Source organism: Streptomyces sp. NPDC003248 (assembly GCF_055563235.1).
On sequence record NZ_JBVHDT010000008.1, the window covers coordinates 137,288 to 155,682 of the forward strand.

At 72.7% G+C, this 18,395-nt stretch carries 15 protein-coding genes and 2 pseudogenes; 14 read left to right on the top strand and 3 right to left on the bottom strand.

What is annotated here, in order from left to right; all coding sequences use genetic code 11:
* Positions 1–83: 83 nt before the first annotated feature.
* From ACZ3KJ_RS20585 to ACZ3KJ_RS20605, 5 genes are all read left to right on the top strand, one after another.
* A complete protein-coding gene (locus ACZ3KJ_RS20585) occupies positions 84–1,220 on the top strand; it encodes a glycosyltransferase family 4 protein (RefSeq protein ID WP_467528808.1) in 1,137 nt (378 codons plus the stop codon).
* Positions 1,221–1,267: 47 nt separating this feature from the next.
* Entirely contained in the window at positions 1,268–2,278 is a 1,011-nt protein-coding gene (locus ACZ3KJ_RS20590; protein WP_467528810.1) for a UbiA prenyltransferase family protein, read from the top strand.
* A gap of 9 nt (positions 2,279–2,287) precedes the next feature.
* Positions 2,288–3,343 (top strand): glycosyltransferase family 2 protein, encoded by a 1,056-nt coding sequence (locus tag ACZ3KJ_RS20595; protein ID WP_467528812.1) that lies wholly within the window; start codon positions 2,288–2,290, stop codon positions 3,341–3,343.
* 169 nt (positions 3,344–3,512) lie between these two features.
* Positions 3,513–4,463, top strand: coding sequence for a lysylphosphatidylglycerol synthase domain-containing protein (locus ACZ3KJ_RS20600; RefSeq protein ID WP_467528814.1), 951 nt, complete (start codon positions 3,513–3,515; stop codon positions 4,461–4,463).
* A 61-nt stretch (positions 4,464–4,524) separates the two neighbouring features.
* Complete coding sequence (locus tag ACZ3KJ_RS20605; protein ID WP_467528816.1) at positions 4,525–5,529, top strand: aldo/keto reductase; 1,005 nt, start codon at positions 4,525–4,527, stop codon at positions 5,527–5,529.
* Between the two features lie 43 nt (positions 5,530–5,572).
* Here the strand turns inward: ACZ3KJ_RS20605 and ACZ3KJ_RS20610 are convergent.
* A pseudogene (locus ACZ3KJ_RS20610) lies at positions 5,573–6,248 on the bottom strand (LacI family DNA-binding transcriptional regulator); the annotation flags it as partial.
* 7 nt (positions 6,249–6,255) lie between these two features.
* Here ACZ3KJ_RS20610 and ACZ3KJ_RS20615 point away from each other — a divergent pair.
* From ACZ3KJ_RS20615 to ACZ3KJ_RS20630, 4 genes are all read left to right on the top strand, one after another.
* A complete protein-coding gene (locus ACZ3KJ_RS20615) occupies positions 6,256–6,738 on the top strand; it encodes a hypothetical protein (RefSeq protein WP_467528818.1) in 483 nt (160 codons plus the stop codon).
* 228 nt (positions 6,739–6,966) lie between these two features.
* Entirely contained in the window at positions 6,967–9,738 is a 2,772-nt protein-coding gene (locus tag ACZ3KJ_RS20620) for an ATP-binding protein (protein WP_467528820.1), read from the top strand.
* 132 nt (positions 9,739–9,870) lie between these two features.
* Positions 9,871–10,695 (top strand): alpha/beta hydrolase, encoded by an 825-nt coding sequence (locus ACZ3KJ_RS20625; RefSeq protein ID WP_467528822.1) that lies wholly within the window; start codon positions 9,871–9,873, stop codon positions 10,693–10,695.
* A gap of 135 nt (positions 10,696–10,830) precedes the next feature.
* Complete coding sequence (locus ACZ3KJ_RS20630) at positions 10,831–11,700, top strand: alpha/beta fold hydrolase (RefSeq protein ID WP_467528824.1); 870 nt, start codon at positions 10,831–10,833, stop codon at positions 11,698–11,700.
* A gap of 194 nt (positions 11,701–11,894) precedes the next feature.
* Here ACZ3KJ_RS20630 and ACZ3KJ_RS20635 read toward each other — a convergent pair whose 3' ends face one another.
* Together ACZ3KJ_RS20635 and ACZ3KJ_RS20640 are read right to left on the bottom strand one after the other, a co-directional pair.
* Positions 11,895–12,710, bottom strand: coding sequence for a LacI family DNA-binding transcriptional regulator (locus ACZ3KJ_RS20635; protein WP_467529082.1), 816 nt, complete (start codon positions 12,708–12,710; stop codon positions 11,895–11,897).
* Positions 12,711–12,833: 123 nt separating this feature from the next.
* Positions 12,834–12,995, bottom strand: a pseudogene (locus ACZ3KJ_RS20640) (DeoR family transcriptional regulator); the annotation flags it as partial.
* 144 nt (positions 12,996–13,139) lie between these two features.
* Here ACZ3KJ_RS20640 and ACZ3KJ_RS20645 point away from each other — a divergent pair.
* The 5 genes from ACZ3KJ_RS20645 to ACZ3KJ_RS20665 all read left to right on the top strand — a co-directional run bounded on the left by ACZ3KJ_RS20645 (position 13,140) and on the right by ACZ3KJ_RS20665 (position 18,361).
* Positions 13,140–14,444, top strand: coding sequence for an ABC transporter substrate-binding protein (locus ACZ3KJ_RS20645; protein WP_467528826.1), 1,305 nt, complete (start codon positions 13,140–13,142; stop codon positions 14,442–14,444).
* A 73-nt stretch (positions 14,445–14,517) separates the two neighbouring features.
* On the top strand, positions 14,518–15,411 hold the full coding sequence (locus ACZ3KJ_RS20650) for a carbohydrate ABC transporter permease (protein WP_467528828.1): 894 nt from the start codon (positions 14,518–14,520) through the stop codon (positions 15,409–15,411).
* Positions 15,408–16,385, top strand: coding sequence for a carbohydrate ABC transporter permease (locus tag ACZ3KJ_RS20655; protein ID WP_467528830.1), 978 nt, complete (start codon positions 15,408–15,410; stop codon positions 16,383–16,385). Before ACZ3KJ_RS20650 ends, ACZ3KJ_RS20655 begins: the two co-directional genes overlap by 4 nt.
* A gap of 71 nt (positions 16,386–16,456) precedes the next feature.
* Entirely contained in the window at positions 16,457–17,428 is a 972-nt protein-coding gene (locus ACZ3KJ_RS20660) for a hydroxyacid dehydrogenase (protein ID WP_467529084.1), read from the top strand.
* Between the two features lie 39 nt (positions 17,429–17,467).
* Positions 17,468–18,361, top strand: a complete 894-nt coding sequence (locus tag ACZ3KJ_RS20665; protein WP_467528832.1) for a polysaccharide lyase — start codon at positions 17,468–17,470, stop codon at positions 18,359–18,361.
* The last annotated feature ends 34 nt before the right edge of the window (positions 18,362–18,395 follow it).

The following is an 18,395-nucleotide window of genomic DNA, read 5'->3' on the forward strand; positions in this document are numbered from 1 at the left end:
ACGTCCGGGACGCCCGGAACGCCCGCGTCACCCCCGTGGAGAAACGAAGCACACCCCCGAAGAGACGTGAGAAGGGACGCAACGTGCTGCAACCCGACAGGTTCGACGTGACGGTGATGCTCGACTACTACGCCCCGTACGTCAGCGGCCTCACCGAGGCCGCGCGACTGACCGCCGAGGGGCTGGCCGCCCGCGGCTGGCGCATCGCGGTGGTCTGCGCCCAGCACGACCCCGCACTGCCCCGCCACGAGGTCCTCAACGGTGTCCACGTCTTCCGGGCACCCGTGCTCGCCCGGATCAGCCGGGGCTTCGTCGCCCCGGCCCTGCCCCTGCTGGCGCGGCGCCTGGCGGCGCGCTCGGACATCGTCCACATGCACCTGCCCAACCCCGAGGCCGCGCTGATCGCCGCCCTCAAGGGACACGCCCGGCTGGTGGTGACGTACCACATCGACGTGTTCCTGCCCGACAGCCCGGTCAACCGCTTCGGGATGCGGGCCGTCGACGAGGTGTGCAAGGCGGCCGTACGCCGGGCCGACCTGGTCATCACCAACAGCGAGGACCAGGCGCGCGGCTCCCGCATCTGGCCCACGATCCGGCGCCGCCGGCTGGCGCCCATCCCCTCCCCGTGCGTCGACCGCAACGGGGGCGCGCCCCGGCTGCGCGACGGGGACGGGCTGCACATCGGCTTCATGGGCCGGATCACCGTGGACAAGGGCATCGAGTACCTCATACGGGCCTTCAGGTCCCTCGACGACCCGCGGGCCCGCCTGCTGATCGCCGGGGACTACACGACCGTGGCCGGCGGCAGCAACATCGACGAGCTGCGCCGGGAGGCCGCCGGTGATCCGCGGATCCGGTTCACCGGCCTGCTGCGCGGTGACGCCGTACGCGACTTCTACGCGTCCATCGACGTCTTCGCGCTGCCCTCGATCTCGGAGTCCTTCGGCATCGTCCAGGTCGAGGCCATGATGGCGGGCATCCCGCCGGTGTCCACGAACCTGTCCGGCTCCCGGTACCCCGTGGAGGCCACCGGCTTCGGGCGGCTGGTCCCGCCCCGGGACCCGGCCGCGCTGCGCGAGGCGCTGCTGGACCTGGCCGCGCTGCCCGAGGAGGACCGGCGGGCCGGCGCGGAGACGGCGACCAAGCTCTTCGGCGGCGAGGCCTTCCTCGACGCCCACGAAGAGGCGTTCCGGCGGGTCCTGACGGGTGCCCAGCCGTGAAACCGCTGGGCGGAGAAGAGATTCTGGACGACAGGGACCTCCCGGCCGTGACCGCGCTGTCCGGCCCCCAGGGCGCCACGCCCTCTCCGACGACCGCCACGCCCCCGCGCGAGCAGCCGCGCACCACCGGCGACGCGCACGGCCCGCTCCGGCAGGCCGTCACCCCCCGTCGGGTCCCCCGCCGTTCGCGGCTCCCGGCCTGGCTGGTGCTGCTGCGCCCCCGCCAGTGGGTGAAGAACGTCTTCGTCCTGCTCGTCCCGCTGGCCGTGGAACCGGCGGCCCTGCTGCACCACCTGGGACGGGCACTGCTCACCGTGGCCGCCTTCACGGCCGCCTCCGCGGCGGTCTACGTCCTCAACGACTGGCTGGACCGGGAGCGGGACCGGCTGCACCCGGTCAAACGGCACCGGCCGCTGGCGAGCGGCCGGATCGGTCCGCTCGGCGCCCTGGTGCTGGGCGCGGGCTGTCTGGCCGTGCCGGCGGCCGGGGCGGCACTGCTGCCCCCCGAGGTGACGGCCGCCGTCGCCGGATACCTGGTGCTGAACCTGGCGTACTGCCTGGCGCTGAAACACTACTCACTGGTCGACGTCAGCCTGGTGGCGGTCGGCTTCGTCCTCAGGGCGGTCGCCGGCTGCGCGGCGGTGGCGGCGCCCCTCAACCCCGCACTGATCATCTGCGTGTACTGCACCTGCCTGCTGCTGTCGCTCGGCAAGCGGCGGCACGAGCTGGAGGCCGCGAGCCTGCGCGGGGACGCGGCCGAACAACGGCCCGCCCTCGCCGGGTACTCGGTGGCGCTGCTCGACCAGCTCGTGGCCGTGCTGCTGGCCGCCACGCTGATCAGCTACGTGCTGTTCACCCTGTCGGCACCGCATCCGCACGCCGCCGCGCTGGCCGTCGTCACCACGCCCTTCGCCGTCTTCGCCTCGTGCCGCTACGTGCAGTTGGTGGCGATGCTGCGCAGCGGCGGGGAACCGGGGCGGGACGTGCTCACGGACACCCCCCTCGTGATCAACGCCGTTCTGTGGCTGGCCGCCCTGGCCGTCGGCCGACTTCTGTGAGGTGCACCGATGCGACCGCCCACCGTCTCCGTCATCATCCCCAACTACAACTACGCGCGGACACTGCGGCAGTGCCTGGAGTCCGTGGTGGCCCAGACGTATCCGCACGTCGAGATCGTCGTCGTCGACGACGGCAGCACCGACGAATCCCCGCGCATCGCCGAGGAGTACCCGGTCCGGCTGGTGCGCACCGCGAACGGCGGGGTGTCCGCCGCCCGCAACACCGGGGTCCGCAGCAGCACCGGCGAGATCCTGTTCTTCCTCGACTCCGACATCGCGCTGCGCCCGGACGCCGTCCGCATCGCGGTGGACGTCCTGCAATCCGATGCCCGGATCGGGTTCGTCTGCGGCATCTACGACTCCGTGCCGCTCATCGACGACGGTGCCGTCGAGCGCTACAAGGTGCTCCACGGGCACTACTGGCGCCGGCGCACCGCGGGGCCCATCAAGGCCGCGTACTTCTCGCTGGGCGCGATGCCCCGCACCGCCTACGAACGGGTGGGCCCGCTGGACGAGTCCCTGCGGGACACCGAGGACGTGGAGTACGGCGCGCGGCTCGCGGCCGTGTCGTCGGTGCTGCTCGACCCCCGGATCGTGGGGCGCCATGACGACGACGACCGCCTCCGGGTGCTGCTGAGCAAGCAGTACCGGCGCTCGGTGCCCCTGGTGTCGCTCTTCGCCGACCGCAGCCGGGGCCGGGGCCGTCCGCAGCTGTCGGACACCGCCTACCGGCCGACGGCCGTGGCCGGTGTGTCCCTGGTGCTGGCCGGGCTCGCCGCCGCCCCCCTGTGGCCGGTGGCCGGCACGGCGGCGGCCGTGGCCGGTCTGGGCGCGTTCGCCGCGGAGGAACGCGGGCTGCTGCGGTTCCTGCGCACCGCCGCGGGCACGCGCGCGCTGCCGTTGATGGCGGGACTGCACCTGCTGATGACGGCCACCACCGGCGTCGCCGCGGCGGTGGGAGCCGTCCGCTGGCTGGGCTCGGCGTCCTTCCGGCGCCGCTACGGCGGTGCGCCGGCCGTCGCCGGGGCGGGCGGCACCGCGGCGGGAGCATCCAGGCATGACTAGGCCTCCGGACGCTCCTCCCCCCGGCGGGCGGGGCGCCCGCCCGCCCGCCGGGGGCGGCCCGGAACGGGCCCCGGCCGGCCGGGCGCCGGGCCGGCCGGGTCCGCCCCCGCGGTGGTGGGCCGGCCCGCTGTCCTTCGCCCGGCGCCCCTGGGTACGGAGCACGCTCACCGTGACGGTGCTGGCGCTGTGCGCCGGTTTCCTGCTGCGGTCGCTCGCCCGGGACCGGGCGGCCACCGGCGAGGCCCTGGGGCAGTTGGGACCGCTGTTCCCGCCGGCTCTGGTCCTGGCGGTCGCCGGACTGTGGCTGACCGCGCTGTCCTGGCGCGAACCGCTCCAGGCCCTGTCGGTCCCGATGCGCGGCACGTTCGCGGTGCGGCTCTTCGCGGCCGGCGCGCTGGGCAAGTACGTCCCCGGGGTGATGTGGTCGATCGTGCTCCAGACCCGTCTCGCCGCGGGCTCCGGGATCACCGTGTTCCAGTTCACCGCCGCGTTCGGCCTCTACGCCGCCGTGTCCCTCGGCACCGGCGCCGCGCTCGGACTGCCCGCCCTCGCCGGGTACGCCCACGGCGCCGGGGCCGCGGTGGTGGCGGCGGCGCTGGTCCCGGCGGCGCTGGTCGTGCTGCCCCGGCTGCTGGTCACGGCGGTGCGGCTGCTCAGGACGGTCAGGGCGCTGGACCGCAGGCTCGCGCCGGTCCCGTCCTCGGTGCTGCGGCGCTCGGTGTGGCTCTGCGCGCTGTCCTGGGCGGTGACCGGCGGCCATCTGTGGCTGTTCGCCGTGGCGCTGGGCGCCGATCCGCTCGGCTCGCTGCTGCCCTGTGTCTGCGGGTTCGCGGTGGCCACCTCGCTGAGCAGCCTGGTGGTGGTCGTCCCGGACGGACTGGGGGTGCGCGAGGCGCTGCTCGCGGTGTCCCTGACGTCCGTGCTCCCCCCGGCCGAGGCGGCCGTCGTGGCGGCGGCCAGCCGGCTGGTGCTCGCCGCGGCGGACGTGCTCGCCTTCGGGTACGGCAGCCTGGCGGCGCGCCGGGCCGGTCCGCCGGCCGGGTCCGCGGACCCGGCCGGGGGCCGGGTCACGGCGCACGCTTCCGCCGCACCCGTCCCACCTGATATCCCATCGACCTGAACCCCTGTCATCTCCGTCCGACACGGCGTTCGGCCCGTTCCCTCCGCGAAAGGACCCGCACATGCTGACGACGGCATACGGAGAATCGGTCATGGACCGGCTCCGTACCACCGAAGTCGCCCTCGGCACCATGTACTTCGGCACCACCATCGACGAGCCGACCTCCCGGGCGCTCCTGGACCGGTTCGTCGAGCGCGGCGGCCGGCTGCTGGACACCGCCAACTGCTACTCCTTCTGGGCCCCCGGCGGCACCGGTGAGGAGTCGGAGCGGGTCATCGGGGGCTGGCTGGCCGCCACCGGTGCCCGCGACGAGACGCTGATCGCCACCAAGGTGGGCTGTCTGCCCGATCCGCTGGACGGCCCCTTCCCGGAGTCCGCGGAGGGGTTACGCCCTGAGGTCGTGCTCAAGCAGTTCGAGCGCAGCTCGGAGCGGCTGGGCTGCGCCTCGGTCGATCTGTACTTCACCCACGCCGACGACCCGGCGACCCCGCTCGCCGACACCCTGGGCGCCCTCTCCGAGCTGGTCGCCTCCCAGCGCGTCGCCGTCGTCGGCGCGAGCAACCCGGACGCGGCCCGGCTGCGGGAGGCGGCCCGCCTGGCGTCCTCGGACGACGCGACCGCGCTGCCCCGCGTCGTCCAGGTGCGCCACTCCTACCTGTGGCCGGACCCGGCGCACGACATCCGCCCCCAGCTGCCGCTGGACCACGCCCTGGCCGGGTACGCCGCCGAGCACGGCGCGCTGCTCCAGGGCTACTCGCCACTGCTCCAGGGCGCGTTGACCCGCGCCGACCGGGAGCTGGGCCCCGAGTACCGGTCCCCGGAGAACGAGCGGCGGGTGGCGCTGCTGCGGGAGCTGGCCGCCCGGCTGGGGGTCACCGCGAACCAGCTCGCGCTGGCGTGGATGACGGGCGGCCCGGTGCCGGTCATGCCGGTGCTGGGCGTGAGCAGCGTGGCCCAGCTGGACGAGGCGCTGGACGGGATCGCCCTGGAGCTGCCGGAGGAGATCCGGGCCGAACTCGACGCGCTGGCCCCGCTGGGACGCCTCGCGCCGGCCGCCGGCGGCTGACCGGACCCCGTCCGGCCGCCCCGGTCGGCCGGACGGCCCCTGGTCAGGCCGATCCGTGCACCACGAGGCGGGTCGGCCTGACCACCGGGGAGGCGGGGGCGTCGGCGGCGCCCGGTGAGCCGTTCCCGCCGTAAGGAGCGGGTGAGCAGCAGCCGGGCCATCAGCCGTCCCGTCCCCTCGACGTCCTGGTGCACCGTGGTCGGCGGCGGATCGGTGGTCGGTGCGATGGCGGGGAGGTCGTCGAAGCCGACGACGGCCACGTCCTCGGGCACCCGCCGTCCGCTCTCCCGCAGGACATGCAGCGCTCCGGCCGCCATGAGGTCGGAGGCGACGGACACGGCGTCCAGCCGGGGGCGCCCGTCCAGCAGCCGGCGCATCGCCCCGGCGCCTCCCGCCCGGGTGAAGTCGCCCTCGACGACCAGGTGCGGCGGGGCGTCCGGGAGCACGTCGCGGTAGCCGTCCAGCCGGTCCACCGCGGCGGCCTGGTGCAGCGGTCCGGTGACCGTCCCGACGCGCCGCCGGCCCAGCCCGACGGGATGGCGCACCGCCTGACGGGCGCCGCGCCGGTCGTCCGCGTCCACGTAGAGGCAGCCGCGGGACCGTTCGGCCGGTCCGGCCACCGGCCGGCCGCCGAAGACGGCGGGCAGCCCGAGCCGGTCCGTCATGGCCAGCAGGGGGTCGTCGGCGTGCAGCGAGCACAGCAGCGGCCCGTCGACGTGGGGGCGGATGCGCAGCACGCAGGTCGGCATCGGGCGGGTGAACTCGCCGCCCGCGGTTCTCCGGTCCGCTCGCGAGGAACGCACGGATCCGGCCCAGTGGGGCCGTTCGTTCCTGTTCCGGCACGACCAGCGTCCCCGCGCGTGTGGCGAGGGTCGCGACGAGAGCGTCGGCGGTGCGGCGGGGATCGGTCAGCATCGCCGGACCGGGCTCGACCGCGAGGACGTCGGCGCCCAGCGCGACCGGCGTGGCGGTCAGCTTGCCGGTTCCGGCACCGAGGTCGGGCACGCGCGGGCCGGGCGCGGGGTCGAGCGCCCAGCGCACCGCGGACCGCGCGTGGTCCGGACGGTGCTCGGCGCAGGCGGCCGCCGCCGCACCGAACGACGAGGCGTGGCACCGCCGTTCGTCCTGATCCACCCGGCTCCCGGTAGCGGTGCCGCCGGCGGTCAGCCATACCTCCTCACCGCCTCGGCGACGGGGCCGGCGCGGTGAACGCGCAGGCCCGGGACGGCGGTCGGGCGGTCGAGCGGTCGGGCCGTCGGGCCGTCGAGCGGTCGAGCCGTCGAGCGGTCGAGCGGTCGAGCCGTCGGGCGGTCGAGCCGTCGGGCGGTCGAGCCGTCGGGCGGTCGAGCCGTCGGGCGGTCGAGCCGTCGGGCGGTCGAGCGGAATCTCCCGGCCTGGCTTAAAGTGCGCTGTGGCTTCGGAGACGAGTGAGGACGCGTGAGCGACGAGCGGGACCCGATCATCGGACGCGACGAGGAGCGGGCGCGGATCGCGGCGTTCACCGAGGCCCGCGACGGGCGGGCGCTCGTCCTGCGCGGGGAAGCCGGGGTCGGCAAGAGCGCGCTCCTCGACGAGGTGGCGGAACGGGCGGCCGGGGCCGGGCACCGCGTGGTGCGGGCACTGGGTGTGGAGACCGAGTCGGGCCTGCCGTTCGCCGGTCTCCACCAGGTGCTGCACCCGCTGCTCCCCCGTGACGCCTCCCTGGACCACGACCAGCGGGCCGTACTGGACGTCGTCTTCGGCAGGACCGCCGAGGCCGCGCCCTCGGTCATGGCACTCGGCATCGCCGTCCTGGACGTCCTGGCGCTGGCGTCCTCGGAAGAACCGTTGCTGCTGGTGATCGACGACGGCCACTGGTTCGACGGGCCCAGCGCGGACGTGTGCGCGTTCGTGGCCAGACGGCTGTCCGGGTACCACGTCAAGATCCTCGTCGGGCTGCGCACGGACGCCGGGTCCGCGTTCGACGCCGCGGGCCTGCCCGAGGTACCGCTGGAGCCGCTGACGGAGGAGGCCGCGGGCCGGCTCCTGGACCAGCGGTACCCCGGGCTGGCCGACGAGGTCCGCAGGATCGTGCTGGACAACGCGGCCGGCAATCCGCTCGCCCTGGTGGAACTGCCGCGCAGCGTGACGCCCGGCGTGGCGCACACGATCGCCGACGACCTGTCAGGAGGCAGGCGGGGCGTCCCCCTGACCCGGCGTCTGGAGCGCATGTACGCCCGCCGGGTCCACGGCCTGGCACCGGCCGAGCGCGCCGAGCTGGTCCGCGGCGCGCTGGACGGCATCGAGGCGGGTTCGGTGCCCCGCCGGGTCACCGGTGCCCGCTACCGGATGCGTCAGGTGGACGGCGCCGTGGCCCGGGGCCTGCTGACCGTCGACCCGTCGACGGGGGACTTCACCTTCCGTCACCCGCTGGTCCGCTCCGCGCTCGTGCAGCTGGCCACGCCGAACGAGCGCCGCGCCGCCCATGCCGCCCTGGCCGAACTGCACCGGGGCGACCTCGAGCGGCGTGCCGTGCACCTCGCGGCCGCCACCGTCGACCCCGACGCGGAGGTGGCGGACGTCCTGGAGCGTGCCGCGCACTCGGCGACGCGCAGGGGCGGCGCGGCGACGGCCGTCGCATGGCTGACGCGTGCCGCGGAACTGAGCGTCACCGCGGCCGACCGGTCCCGGCGCCTGGGGGACGCGGCGTTCGTCGCGGGCCAGTCCGCCCTGCTCGACCAGGCGGAACGTCTGGTCGACGCGTCAGGTCAGGTGTCCGGGGAGCCGGCGAACACGGGAGCCGTGGTCACCTCGGCCTACGTCGCCCTGTACAAGGACGGTGACGTGCGCTCGACACACCGCCGCGTGGTGTCGGCCGTCGAGGAGGCGCGGCGCTCCGGGGCGGATGCCGAGACCGTGACGCGGCTGCTCAATCTGCTCCTGGCCATCAGCCAGTTCTCCGCCGATCCCGCCGTCTGGTCCCGCACCGACGCCGTCATCGACTCCGTCGGGGACGCCGCGGACCCGCTCACACTGGTCTACCGGGACTCCTGGGGTGACGTGGTCCGCCGGGGCGCCGGGGTGCGCGAGCGCCTGGACGACGCCTTCGCGCGGATGGCGGGCGGCGAGCCGTGGGACGTGATGCGCCTGGCGGTGTCGGCCTTCTACGTGGACGCGCTGGGCGACTTCCGGCCCTACCTCCAGCGCATGGTCGAGCGGGAGAAGGACGCGGGCGCGGTCACCAACGTCATGACCATGGTGCACCTGGTCATGCTCGACCAGATCTCCTCCGGCGCCTGGGACGACGCCGAGGCCGGCGGCCGTCGCGGGCTGGAGCTGACCACCTCGCACGGCTACGAGCTGTTCGCCCATCAGTTCCGGGCGTTCCTCGGCCTCGTGGCCGCCTGCCGCGGGCAGCTCGACCGGGCCCGTGAACTACAGTCGACGATCGACACCTGGGCCAGGCCGCGGGGCATCGGGTTCCTGACGCAGTACGCGGAGTCGATCGGCGCGCTGGCCGCCCTGAGCGCCGGTGACTACGAGGCGGCGTACGTCCACGCCTCCGGCATCACGGTGCCGGGCGAGTTCACCCCGTACTCCCAGCAGGCGGCCCGTACGCTGCTCGACCTGGTGGAGGCGGCGCTGCACACGGGACGGACCGAGCAGGCCCGGATCCACGCCCTCGCGGCCCGCGACGCGGGGCTGCCGGCGGTCTCGCCGCGGCTCGGTCTGCTCACCACCGCCGCCCTGGCCATGACCGGCGACGACGCCGACGCGGAGAAGCTGTTCGAGCAGGCCGTCGCCCACCCCGCCGGCCCGTCCTTCCCCTTCGACCTGGCGCGCGTCCGGTTGGCCCACGGCATGTGGCTGCGTCGCGCGCGCCGGCCGAAGGCGTCCCGCGAGGCCTTCACGCGCGCCGCCGACCTCTTCGAGCGGCTGGGCGCTGTGGCATGGGAACAACGCGCCAGGCTGGAACTGCGCGCCGCGGGTCTGCCCGTCCGCGAGCCCGGCGGCGGCGTCGCCGCTCTCACGGCGCAGGAACGGCGGATCGCCGAGCTGGCGGCCGGCGGCCTCAGCAACAAGGAGATCGGCGCCAAGCTGTTCCTCTCCCCCCGGACCGTGGGCGCCCACCTGTACAAGATCTTCCCCAAGCTCGGCATCGCCTCCAGGGCCTCGCTGCGCGACGCGCTCGCCCGGGAGGGCGAGGGGGAGGACGGGAGCGGCCGCTGACACGTCCGGCCCGACGCCCTATGCCGACGACTTGAGTCGTTCGACAGATTCGGCGGCCATGACTGTCGCAGCAGCCTTGGGACATCGCCGGGCACCGCCCACCGCGGAGCCCGAACCCTCAAGGAGGACATCATGGCCACGAACCGCACCCCCGTCGTCTTCATCCACGGCCTCTGGCTGCACGCGTCCTCGTGGCGCCCCTGGATGGAGCTGTTCGCCTCGCAGGGCTTCGAGCCGGTCGCCCCGGGCTGGCCGGGCGAGGCGCCCACGGTCGAGGAGGCCCGCCGGCAGCCCGAGGCGGTCGCCGGCCTCGGCATCGACGACGTCACCGACCACTACGCCGGGATCGTCCGCTCCTTCGACCGGGAGCCCGTGATCGTGGGCCACTCCTTCGGCGGCCTGATCACGCAGAAGCTCCTGGGCATGGGGCTGGGCCGCGCGGGCGTCGCCATCGACCCGGCGCAGATCAAGGGCGTCAAGCCGCTCCCCTTCGCGCAGCTGCGCTCCGGCTTCCCCGTCCTCGGCAACCCGGGCAACAAGAAGAAGGCCGTCTCCCTCACCGCGAAGCAGTTCCGCTACGGCTTCGGCAACGCGATCTCCCGGGACGAGTCCGACCAGCTGTTCGAGAAGTACACGATCCCGTCCCCGGGGCGCCCGCTCTTCGAGGCCGCCTTCGCGAACTTCGCCACGAACTCGCCGGCGGCCGTGGACACCGCCAACCCCAGCCGGGGCCCGCTGCTGCTGGTCTCCGGCCAGGAGGACCACACCGTCCCGGACGTGGTGACGCGGGCCGCGTACAAGCTGTACGGCGACTCGACGGCGGTCACCGACCTCAAGCAGTTCGCCGACCGCGGTCACTCCCTGACCGTCGACGGCGGCTGGCCCGCGGTCGCCGACCACACGCTGGGCTGGCTGGCCCGCCGGGGTGTCCAGGCCCGCACCGGGATCACCGGCTGACCCTCGTCACCCGACACCGTCCGCCGACGGTGTCCCGTCCCGGAAGGGACCGGCCGCGACGGCCCGCACCGGCTCGACCGGGCGGAACCGTCAGTGACACCCCACCCACCACCCCTCGAAACTGGGAGATCAGCCATGACTCCGGTCGTGCACCACCGCACCGTCGAGATCGACGGACTGAACGTCTTCTACCGGGAAGCCGGACCGAGCGAGGCGCCGGTCGTCCTGCTCCTGCACGGCTTCCCGACCAGCTCGCACATGTTCCGCCACCTCATCCCCGCCCTGGCCGACCGCTACCACGTGATCGCCCCCGACCACATCGGCTTCGGCCGGTCGTCGATGCCGCCACTCGGCGACTTCCCGTACACCTTCGACGCGCTGGCCGACGTCACGGAGTCCTTCCTGGAGCGCGTCGGCGTCGACAGGTTCGCGATGTACGTCCAGGACTACGGCGCCCCCATCGGCTGGCGCCTGGCCACCCGCAGGCCGAACCGGGTGACGGCGGTCATCACGCAGAACGGCAACGCCTACGAGGACGGCTTCGTGCGAGCGTTCTGGGACGGTCTCTTCGCCTACGCCGAGGCACCGGGCCCGGACACCGAACCGACCGTGCGGGGCGCCCTCACCCTGGACAGCACCCGCTGGCAGTACGAGAACGGCGTCGCCGACCCGACGCTGATCAGCCCCGACACCTGGAGTCACGACCAGGCGCTGCTCGACCGGCCGGGCAACGACGAGATCCAGCTCCAGCTCTTCCGGGACTACCCGGCCAACGTGGCGCTGTACCCGAAGGTGCACGAGTACTTCCGCACCAGCCAGGTGCCGCTGCTGGCCGTCTGGGGCCGGGGCGACGAGATCTTCGGCCCCGACGGCGCCCGCGCCTTCCGGCGGGACCTGCCCGAGGCCGAGATCCACCTGCTGGAGTCGGGCCACTTCGCCCTGGAGAGCCACCTCGACACCATCAGCGGATACATCCGCGGGTTCCTCGGCCGCGTCCTGAAGTGACCGGCGGGCACGAGCCCGTGGGGCCGGGTGCCGTCACCCGGCCCCACGGGCCGGCCGGCGTCGCCCAGGCGCGCGGCCGTGTCCCCGGCGAGGACGCGACCGGACCGTTCACCCCGCACGCCTGCACGACCGGCCCCGGCTCCACCGAGCCGGGGCCAGAACCGCGAGTGCGGCAGTCTCCCGGTCCCGGATGTTCAGTCCCGGACGTTGAGGAACGGGCGCAGCCTGAGGGAGTGAGCCGGACGGTCCGGGTCCTGGAGTCTTCTGACCAGCAGTCGGACGGCCTCCGCGCCCACCGCGTGCCGGGGCGGCGCCACGCCGGTCAGGGGCGGGGAGGCGAGAGCGGCGAGTTCGTCGTCGTAGGTGACGACCGCGAGGTCCGCGGGGATCTCGACGCCCGCCGCCTGGAGGCGGCTCACCAGGGGGAGGGCGATCGAGTCGTTGTGGACCAGGACGGCGTCGACCTGGCCCTCCTTCACGGCGCGCACCAGCCGCGCGCACTTCTCGTCCAGGTCCGCGAGATCGTTCTCCATGAGCAGGCCCGGGACCTCGGGAGAGCAGGGCCGCAGTTCCAGGGCGGCCGTCGCGTCCTGGTAGCCGACCTGGAGCATGGGCGCGGTGAGGGTGTCGATCTGGAGCAGCGCGATACGGCTGCGCCCTTGTCCGGCCAGATGGCGTACCGCGAGATAGGCGCCGTACTCGTGATCGGTGGCCACGTCCTCGACGAAGCCGGCGGCCGGCCCGATCCGGCGCTCGGCGAGGACGACGGGGACGGGGAGGTCCCGCAGCCAGGCCTCGGTGCCGGGCGAGGTGCGCGGGTCCTCCACCGTGGTCAGCACCAGACCGTCGATCCCCGACGGTGGTTGCAGCATCCGCGCGACCAGGGCCTGCTCCTCGGCGACGGCGTTGTGCGACACACCGAGGACCAGCTTCACCCCCAGGGCCTCCGCGGCGGCGCGCGCACCGTTGACCACTTCCGGGTAGTAGTACGACGAGTGCGGCACGACCATGCCCAGGTTGTATACCGGAGCCGCCTCGTACGGTGAGCGCTCGGGCACCGAGGGCTCCGCCGGATACGCGGCCGGCGAGGACGGCCTCGGAGGCTGCTCCTCCTGTGCGGGCCACATCACCCCTCCGTGCACGCGCCGCACGGTGCCCTGCCGCGCCAGTTCTCGCACATCGCCACGGATGGTGACGGCCGAGGCCCCGAGTTCCTCGGCGAGTTCACGGATCGTAATGGATCCCCGGGCTCTGGTCGTCTCGATGATCGCTCGGTGCCGGTCTTCCGCATGCACGCTTCTCTTCTTTCCCCTCGATCACTTGGACGTAAACGATATCACTTGCTCGCCCACTCCGGCGAAAACGACACCGCACCACCGCTTGACAGGCAGGGTTCGATATCAGACAGTCGGCTGACATCAAACGAAAGGTGCATGGAGATGCGCAGTCGGAGATCTGTGGTCGCCCTCGCGGCGGCCCTGCTGCTGTCGGTGACGGCGGCGTGTTCGTCCGGGGACAGCACACAGGGCGCGGAGAGCAAGGTGCAGGAAGTCACCTTCTGGTCCTTCCTCCGTGGTTCGGACACCGTGGCCGCCGCCTTCAACGCGTCACACCCGGACATCAAGGTCAAGTTCGTGACACAGCCTGCCAGCACCACGGACTACTACAACAAGCTGTCCAACGCCATCAAGTCCGGCGATGTGCCGGACGTGGCGGTGGCGGAGTACACCAGGCTTCCCGAGATCGTCAGCCTCGGCGGTGCCACCGACCTCAGCGACCAGGCGGGGTCGCTGGTGGACAAGACCTTCCCGGATCCCATCCAGGACCTGGTCCAGCTCGGTGGCAAGACCTGGGCCGTGCCGCGGGACGCGTCCCCGATGGTGTACTTCTACCGCAAGGACTTCTTCGACGCGCACCACCTGACCGCGCCCACCACCTGGGCGGAATACAAGGAGCTCGCGGCCAAGGTCAAGTCGGTCGACGGCGACAAGCGGGCCGGCGCCTATCTCACCAACAACTACAACCTGCTCACCGCACTGTCCTGGCAGGCCGGCGGCAAGTGGTTCGGCACCGAGGGCGACTCCTGGAAGATCGGCATCGATGACGCGGCGTCCCTGAAGGTCGCCTCGTACTGGCAGGACCTGGTGAGCGACGGCCTCGTCAGCACCCTGCCGGACTACACCGACCAGTTCTGGACGGACGTGCAGAAGGAGAAGCTCGTCGGCTACTTCTGCGCCTCCTGGTGCGCCGGCAACCTGAAGGCGACGGTCCCGGACCAGAGCGGCGACTGGGCCGTGGCCGAGCTTCCCAGCTGGGACGGCACCAGCAGCTCGGCGATGTGGGGCGGATCCTCCTTCGTCATCCCCAAGGGCGCCGAGAACTCCGCCGCCGCCCTGGAGTTCATCAAGTGGATCACCACGGACGCCAAGGGCGTCGAAGCCTGGTACGCCAATGACGCCACCAGCATGTACCCGGCGAAGAAGGCGCTGGTGACGACCGCCAAGAGCAAGTTCACCACCGACTACTACGGCGGCCAGGACATCTTCTCGGTGCTCACCGACTCCTACGACTCCGTCGTGCCGGACTGGCGGTGGGGCCCGACGATGGCCACCACGGAGTCGGCCTTCGCCGACCGGCTGGGCAAGGTGACCAGCGGTTCGGCCCGTCTCCCCGACGTCTACCGGCAGGTCCAGGACGCCACGGTGAAGGCGACGAAGGACCGCGGTCTGACCGTCGCCCAGTGATCCGGCCGCCGGCCGGACCGCGCGGGACCCGGCGTGTCCGGCCGGCCGGCAGACAATCCCAGGAGTAACCCCCATGGCGATCCCCATGAGACAACGGCAGCTGCGCGGCGCCGTCCTGTTCCTCTCACCGTTCCTGATCCTCTTCTCCCTCGTCACCCTGGCGCCGCTGTGCTACGCGGCCTGGCTGAGCCTGTTCAGCGAGCAGTCCTCCGGTCTCGGACTCGGCGGAGTGGAAAAGCAGTTCACCGGCATCGGCAACTACGCCAGGGTGCTCGGAGACGCCGAGTTCCTGCACGGTTTCCTCACCATCGCCGCCTACGTGGCCGTCTACGTCCCGGTGCTGACGCTCAGTGCCCTGGCCGTGGCGCTGCTGCTGGACTCCGGTCTGGCCGCGGCCAGGCGCGTCACCCAGGTGATCGTGTTCATTCCGCACGCGGTCCCCGGACTGGTGGCGGCCCTCATCTGGCTCTACCTCTACACACCGGGGCTCAGCCCGGTCACCGACTGGCTCGGGCAGTCGTCGGACGCCGCGAGCGTGGCCAGCACCCATCCCCTGCTGTCCGTCGTCAACGTCGCCATGTGGGAATGGCTGGGCTACAACGTCGTCATCTTCTACGCGGCCCTCCAGGCCGTTCCCCAGGAGGTGGTCGAGGCGGCCACCCTGGACGGCGTCAACCGGCTGCAACTCGCCGTGCGGATCAAGGCGCCGCTGATCCGCCCCGCCGTGGCCATGGCGGCCCTCTTCACCGTCATCGGCGGCATCCAGTTGTTCAACGAGCCGAAGATCCTCCTCCAGGCCTCCTCCTCGATCACCAGGACCTGGACGCCGAACCTCTACACCCAGGACGCGGCCTTCAACCGCAACGACTACGGGACCGCTGCCGCCGCCTCGCTGCTGATCGCGGGCTTCGCGGCCGTACTGTCCTTCGTCGTCACGCGGCTGGCCAACCGACGGAGCACCGCATGAACAAGACCCTCGGACCTCCCCGCACGGGCCCGGCCGCGAGCGACGACTCCGCCGCGCACCACCCGCCCACGGCGGCGCCGGGCGCCGGGCCCACGGCCGGGCCCGCCCGCCGGCGGCGCGGGGCGCGCACCCCCGGATCGCTCTCCCGCTTCGGGGTGAACGCGATCCTGCTGCTGGTCGTCGTCTACACCCTCGCGCCTCCCGTCTGGCTGCTGATGGCGTCGACCAAGAACCTGACCGACCTCTTCGGGACCAACGGGTTCGCTCCCGGCCGTCAGTTCCACCTCGTCGAGAACCTCCGCCACCTGTTCGCCGCGGACAACGGCATCTACGTCCGCTGGCTGTGGAACACCCTGCTCTACGCCGGCGGCGGGGCCGTGCTCGCCGCCCTGATCTGCGCGATGGCCGGCTACGCCTTCGACAAGTTCACCTTTCCCGGCCAAGGCGCCGCCTACGGGCTGGTGCTGCTGGGCGTGATGGTCCCCTCCGCCGCCCTGGTCCTGCCGACCTATCTGCTCGCCGCCGAAGTCGGCCTGGTCAACACCTTCTGGGGGGTGTTCCTGCCCGGCCTGGTCTTCCCCTTCGGGGTCTACCTGGCGCGGATCTTCAGCGCTTCCTACGTCCCCGACGAGGTCATCGAGGCGGCCCGCATGGACGGCGCCGGAGAACTGCGGGCGTTCTGGTCGGTCGCCCTGCCCATGATGCGCTCCGGCGTCGTCACCATCGGGCTCTTCCAGTTCACCGCGATCTGGAACAACTTCTTCCTGCCCCTGGTGATGCTGTCGAACCAGCAGCTGTACCCCGTCAACCTCGGCCTGTACGCCTGGAACGCGAGCGCGCTCAGCCAGGGACACCCGGACGACTACCTGCTCGCCATCACCGGCTCGCTCGTGGCCGTGATCCCGCTGATCGCCCTGTTCCTCGCCGTCCAGCGGTCCTGGCGCTCGGGTATGACGGCCGGAGCCGTCAAGTGAGCGCTCACCCGGAAGGAACCACCGCCACGACGGGGACCGCCCCCGGCCGCCGCCCCGTGGCCAGGCTCGCCATGCGCCGGTCCGTACGGGACTCCCTGTTCACCCCGGACCTGACGGCCCGTCTGGTCCAGCTCGCCGACATCGACCCCGCCGACGTGGTGGAGGACTTCGGCGAGGCGGCCGATCTCGGCGCCGTGGAGGTGCTCGTCACCAGCTGGGGCTGCCCGCCGCTGGAGCGGGACGTCCTGGACCGGGCACCGCGTCTGCGAGCGGTCATCCACATCGCCGGTTCGGTCAAGCACCACATCACCGAGGCCTGCTGGGAGCGCGGCCTCGCGGTCTCCTCGGGTGCCGAGGCCAACGCCGTACCGGTGGCCGAGTTCACCCTGGCGGCCATCCTCTTCGCCCACAAGCGCGTCTGGCAGATCGGCAACCTCTACCGCGAGCACCGCACGTTCCTGCCGTGGACCGACCACTTTCCGGCCGTCGGCAACTACCGCCGGACCGTGGGAATCGTCGGCGCCTCGCTCATCGGCCGCCGGGTGCTGGAGCTGCTGAGGCCGTTCGACTTCGACGTCCTGGTGACCGACCCCTACCTGGACGAGCCCGAGGCGCGGTCGCTCGGAGCCCGCCTGGTCGACCTCGACACCCTGGTCGCCGCGTCCGACACCGTCTCCCTGCACGCCCCCAGCCTGCCGGAGACCCATCACATGATGGACCGCGGGCGGCTGGCGCTGCTCCGCGACGGAGCCACGCTGATCAACACCGCGCGAGGGGCGCTCGTGGACACCGACGCCCTCACCCGCGAACTGGTCTCCGGGCGTATCCACGCCGTGCTCGACGTGGCGGACCCGGAGCCCCTGCCGGCCTCCTCCGCCCTGTACGAACTGCCCGGAGTGCTGCTGACCCCGCACATCGCCGGCTCGATCGGCGGGGAACTGGAGCGGCTCACCGAACACGCGCTCGCGGAACTGGCCCGCTTCGCCGCGGGACAGCCCTTCGCCCGCCCCGTCCACCGCGCCCAGCTCGCCCGCTCCGCCTGACCCGAGACGGGCGACACGTCCAGAAAGGCAGGAAAAGTAATGCCGGACAGTGGAAAGAAAGGTTCCTGTCGACCCCTACTGATCATCCTCCTCACCCTTCAGGCCCTGCTCGTCGGCTTCGCCACCTCCGCCTCCGCGGACGCGGTCATCCGCGCGACCTACGAGACCGGGGACACCTCCTCCGGGATCTCGGGCATCGGCCTGGCGGGCTGCTGCACGTACTCCCTGACCGTCGACAGCTCCCTGGCCCGCACCGGAGGCGGCTCCCTGCGCTCCGACCTGAAGTACGGGGACACCTCCGCCGGCGGGCCGCGGGCGGAGAGCGACGCCGAGAGCATCACGGCCACCCGCTTCCAGCCGGGCCAGACGTACTGGTACGGCTTCAGCGTCTACATCCCCTCCACCTGGCAGGCCGACACCGCCGAGGACATCGTCTTCCAGTGGCACCACACCAAGTCCTCGTGTGACGACCCGAACCGCTCCCCCTCCATGTTCCTGGAGGTGCTGCCGGCCACCTCGACGGCCGCCTCCCGGCTGCGGCTGCGGGTCAACTCCGATCCGGTGCTGTGCGACTACCAGGACAACGCGAGCGCCGCCCTCAGCAAGACCAGCTACGACCTGGCCACACTGACGACCGGCGTCTGGCACGACTTCGTCTTCCAGGTGAACTGGCAGTACACGCAGACCGGTTCGATCAAGGCCTGGTACCAGACCAGCAAGGCCACCGGCTGGACCCAGGTCCTGGACGCCGAGGACGTGGCCAACACCTACAACGACGCAGCCGGCACCTACGGCTACCTCAAGTGGGGCATCTACAAGCCCGCCTGGCGGGACGGGGCGACCGCCGTCACCGAACGCGTCGTCTGGCACGACGACGTCGCCGCCGCCGCCGACTCCGCCAGCGGCTTCGACGACGTCGATCCCACCACCTGAGCCCCACCCACCCCGCCCTTTCCAGGAGACCAGC